The sequence below is a fragment of the Nitrospirota bacterium genome (assembly GCA_016212185.1).
In the GTDB taxonomy this organism is placed as follows: domain Bacteria; phylum Nitrospirota; class Thermodesulfovibrionia; order UBA6902; family DSMQ01; genus JACRGX01.
In genome coordinates, this window is the sequence record JACRGX010000036.1 from 1 (window position 1) to 4,445 (window position 4,445).

The window sequence follows — 4,445 nt, forward strand, 5'->3', positions numbered from 1 at the left end:
AGCGGTTGCACCAAGCACACAGAACGAATGGTTTAAACTTGCCCAAGAAGCAAAAGATTTTGTTGTACAGATTTTGAAATAAACGTCCATTGGAATATGGAAAATAAAGGAGGATACTATGTCAGCAAAGCAAATTGCATTAGTAACAGGTGCTAACAAAGGTTTGGGTTTTGAGACAAGCCGTCAGCTTGCCATGAAAGGCATCAAAATCTTTATGGGTGCAAGAGACATTTCCAAAGGTTTATCTGCTTCAAAAAAGTTGAAGGAGCAAGGACTCGATGTAGAGTGTATAGAGTTGGATATTACAAATTCAAATCACATCAAACAGGTGAAGCAATATTTTGAAAAGCATTATGGGAAACTGGATATTTTGGTAAATAATGCCGGCATGGTGCATGCCGAAGAGCCGTTGTTTGCAAACAGCGCTGGAACTGTATCCCCTGTGGCTCTACGAAAGATTTTTGATGTAAACTTATTCGGGCAGGTAGAGCTGACTCAGGCACTTCTCCCACTTTTGAGAAAAAGCGATGCCGGACGTATTGTGAATGTTTCAAGCATCTTAGGCTCCCTTACGATTCAAAGCGATCAGAAGTCGGATTATTCACAGGTTAAACCATTTTCGTATGATGCATCTAAAGCGGCATTGAATCAATTTACCGTTCACCTTGCTTCACTTTTAAGAGATACACCGATAAAAGTCAATTCCGCACATCCGGGCTGGGTCAAGACCGATTTAGGGACTGACATGGCTCCAATGGGAGTTGAAGAAGGCGCAAAGACCGCTGTAAGGCTTGCGACTCTCAATCAGGATGGACCAACAGGTAAATTTTTTCATTTTAACGATGAGATTCCGTGGTAGAAAATAAGAACGAAAAAACCAAATATTAGACAGGATAAACAGGATAAACAAGATTTCTTCTTTTTTTATATCCTGTAAATCATGTAAATCCTGTCTAAAAGATTTTATAATTTCCTATACATGAACGAATGGAATCCTTTTATGAGTCCCATTGTTAAAGCCGCTTATTTCAGTCTAATGGCAATATGCATATCTGGAGCAGCAGTTTTCTCCCCGGGTTTCTTATTCGCGTGTCCTCTTAGCTCAGAGCCTGTTGATACGATGACGGCAACACTTTATGGGGTTGATAGTCGTCAGAAAGAGCTTCTTTATCGCTGGAAACTTCATTTTGTAGATAAAGGGGGAGAGCACTCGAAATCGTGTTTTACCGATTCAAGCGGAGCTGCTGCCGCCGAAGATGAATTGCTTTTGAGCAACGGACGATTTGTCAGCTACGGTTATGTCCGTCATACGAATGGAGAACGTGCAGAGGTGCGTGCGGAAGGGGATAAGATCATTTATCGGCAAGAACTTGGTAAACAAAAGAGACTTGCAGAAGAATCATATACAACAAACTTTGTTGCCGGACCATCCGTAGTGCCGTTCATACGACAAAATTGGGACTTGCTCGTTCGAGGCGAGATTATAAAAATTCGCTATGGTGTTCCGGATCTGCTTCGTTCCTACGAGTTTCGTTTATCCCGCTTCCGCGAAAAGGAAAAAAAGGACGGAACAAATGTCATAATCAAGATGGCGGCGAGCAGCTTCTTTGTCGGATTCTTCATAGACCCGATATTTTTTGAATTCTCTGCCGATCAAAAAGCTCTGCGTCGGATCGTTGGACGAACCCTGCCTGTTGAAAAGCAGGGTAGAAAGTTTACACCAGTGGACGCAGATATGCGATTTGAAGCTACAAACAACAGTCAAATGTGAGGTGAGTAATGTTTAAATGGCAAAGAAACCAGGCTTGCCCTGTGGGAACACCGTGTATGAAATTCAGTTATTTTTATCCGCTTCTTGGATTCACATTGCCCACAATTTTGATTTCGTACGGCATTGCAATTCCACAGAGTTGTCTCGCGGGTATAAATCCGCCGACAGTTGGTTTGGGCATTTTTATTGTGGCTGCCTGTGTGACCTACTGGCTTGGAATCCACCTTGTGCTTCGCGATCTTGCTGCAGACAGTCTCAACCCTTCCAAAATCCCTGTCTTGAGACTCCGTCACCTCATACCCCTCTTTATTTTTATCTTTCTTGCGGGTTTGATTGCATACGGATTCATCATCCCGCGCAGCTGCATTGCAGGAATCAATGAGCACAGCTTTGGCTTTGGGATAGCACTCTTTTTTGCTGCCATTTGTTATATAGAGGGAGTTCAGCGAACGCTGCGCAAGGTTCTTGGGCATGACCATGTTGATGCGATCCCTGTGCCTTTGACACTGAATCATTTCTATCCATTACTCATATTTCTTGTTACCACCGTTGTCATCGGATACGGTGCTGTAATTCCCAAAAGCTGTATTGCAGGCTGGAACGAGCTGACCATCGGCTTTGGATTGGCACTCCTTGGAGCATCCATTGCCTATTGGCAGGGTGTTCGTATGGCATTGCGTGAACGAAAGCCGATGAGAAAGGAACACAATGAGGCATCCTGAGTTTATCGCTAAGCAGAGTCGCTCTCCGAGCGGTCTTTTCGGAATGTTGCTTGCGCGAATCATGGCGATTGAAACATCAATAGAAAATCTAACTGCTTTACAACTCATGGACTTACAGCCTGATGATAAGGTGCTGGAGATTGGCTGCGGACATGGTAGAACCATCGCTCAGGCTGCAGCGAAAATTCCGCAAGGATTTGCTGCCGGTCTGGATGCATCCAAAACTATGCTTCAAATGGCAACCCGGCACAACCGCCGCTGGATCGCCGAGGGACGGGTCGAGGTAAAACGCGGTAACAGCAGCAGTATTCCTTATCCTGACTATTGCTTCGACAAGGTCTTTTCTGTTCATACCATTTACTTCTGGCAGAACCCTCTCGATGACCTTCGGGAGATCCGACGGGTGATGAAGAAAGGTGCGAGTTTCGTTCTTGGCTTCCGTCCCAGAGAAAAAAAGGTGTTGGCGGATTTTCCATTGACGGTCTACAACTTTTATTCGCCGGATGAGGTGGTAATGCTTATGGAGAAGGCTGGATATGAGCATGTTCGGCTAATTGAGTCTTCGGCTGCAAGCCGGAATGTCGCATTTGCAATAGCTCATAGGGATACATGAGTCTGGAAGAATTATTTAAAAATGGTCGAAAGACAGTAGTTAAGCAGAGAGAAAGGGGGTGGGAAAATGAGGGCTTACTATTTAGTCGCTGCGATTTTAGGGACTGTATTACCTTATTACTTTTTCGGCTCCTTTATCTTTGAAAATGGATTTGATGTCGTGCTCTTTATCGAGGAAGTTGTTTCTGCCGGGGCTTCGCTGGGTTTTGTGGTTGACTTGTTCATTTCGTCTTTTGTGTTCTGGCCTTTTCTTTTCAAAGAGGCAAAACAATGCAATACTCCTAATCCATGGTGGTTCGTAGTCATTAATCTGGCTGTGGGGTTAAGCTGTGCATTGCCTCTCTTTCTGTATTTCCGGGAAAAGACGAGTGAGCAACAAAAAGGAACCTAACTCTGTCACAAAAGGAGTTTGATAAAAATGAAAACTTACGAAATTTCAGGAATTCTCATAATCGCGGCGTTCCTCGGTTTTGTTATTCCGTCATTCTCCCAAACAAACTCAACTGACAAAGATACGATTGCTGTGGTTCTTGGAAAACCGATCGCGGTCAAAGATAAAGACAAGTTGAACGGACTGATCTTCGGCGCGCTTCTGGAAAAGTATGCGAAGGGAAACAAGATTGAGCCTACAGAGGCCGAATTGGATGTCTTTATGCAGAGGACGGATGAACTGGAAAAACGGAATCAGGCCAAGTTTGAAAAGGATAGGAAAAAGGCGGCGGAAGAATTGAAATCCGGCGCCCTCACGGAAAAAGAACAAAAAGAAAAGACCGCTTATCTGCAAAATCTGGAAAGCATCCTCAAGACTACCAAAGAAATGGCAGAGAGGGGCAAAGGCATGGAAGAGCAGATGAAGGCGATAAAACGAAATATGGCGCGGCATTTTGTCAAGACATGGAAGATCAACAAGTCGTTGTATGAAAAGTACGGAGGGCGTATCATTTTCCAACAGGCCGGAGTAGAACCGTTAGACGCATACCGTAAATTTCTGAAAGAGCAGGAGAAGAAGGGAAATTTTAAAATACTCAACAAGGAATACGAACCGTCCTTCTGGAGATATTTTACAAACGATGCGATGCACACCTTTATTTCTAAAGACGACGGAGCCAAACTCATGGGAACTCCCTGGTGGCTTATGGAGAAACCGATAGATGAATAAAAATCAAAACAACTTGACCTAAAGGAGGATTCTTTATGGAACACGACAGAAGAAACATCATCGCAGGCGGCATCGTTATCTTTATTGCCGCTATCGGCGGTTTTGCGCTCGGCTTTACAGTCGAGAATATTTTTAAAGACGGCTTTTATGCCCTGACTCTTCCACGGATGCTTGTTAAGGC

General features: G+C 44.1%; 7 protein-coding genes. All 7 read left to right on the forward strand.

The window, feature by feature from the left end; genetic code table 11:
• Positions 1–118: 118 nt before the first annotated feature.
• On the forward strand, positions 119–859 hold the full coding sequence (locus tag HZA10_04115) for an SDR family oxidoreductase (GenBank protein MBI5195490.1): 741 nt from the start codon (positions 119–121) through the stop codon (positions 857–859).
• Between the two features lie 120 nt (positions 860–979).
• Positions 980–1,771, forward strand: coding sequence for a hypothetical protein (locus HZA10_04120; GenBank protein ID MBI5195491.1), 792 nt, complete (start codon positions 980–982; stop codon positions 1,769–1,771).
• An 8-nt stretch (positions 1,772–1,779) separates the two neighbouring features.
• Positions 1,780–2,493: a hypothetical protein gene (locus HZA10_04125; protein MBI5195492.1), complete on the forward strand. Its 714-nt coding sequence runs from the start codon at positions 1,780–1,782 to the stop codon at positions 2,491–2,493.
• Positions 2,494–2,554: 61 nt separating this feature from the next.
• On the forward strand, positions 2,555–3,106 hold the full coding sequence (locus tag HZA10_04130; GenBank protein MBI5195493.1) for a methyltransferase domain-containing protein: 552 nt from the start codon (positions 2,555–2,557) through the stop codon (positions 3,104–3,106).
• A gap of 66 nt (positions 3,107–3,172) precedes the next feature.
• Positions 3,173–3,496 carry a DUF2834 domain-containing protein gene (locus tag HZA10_04135; protein ID MBI5195494.1) on the forward strand — a complete coding sequence of 108 codons (324 nt, stop codon included), beginning with the start codon at positions 3,173–3,175 and terminating at the stop codon, positions 3,494–3,496.
• Between the two features lie 27 nt (positions 3,497–3,523).
• Positions 3,524–4,264 (forward strand): hypothetical protein, encoded by a 741-nt coding sequence (locus HZA10_04140; GenBank protein ID MBI5195495.1) that lies wholly within the window; start codon positions 3,524–3,526, stop codon positions 4,262–4,264.
• 35 nt (positions 4,265–4,299) lie between these two features.
• Positions 4,300–4,445, forward strand: a 146-nt coding sequence (locus HZA10_04145) for a hypothetical protein (protein ID MBI5195496.1), incomplete at its 3' end; no start/stop codon positions are given.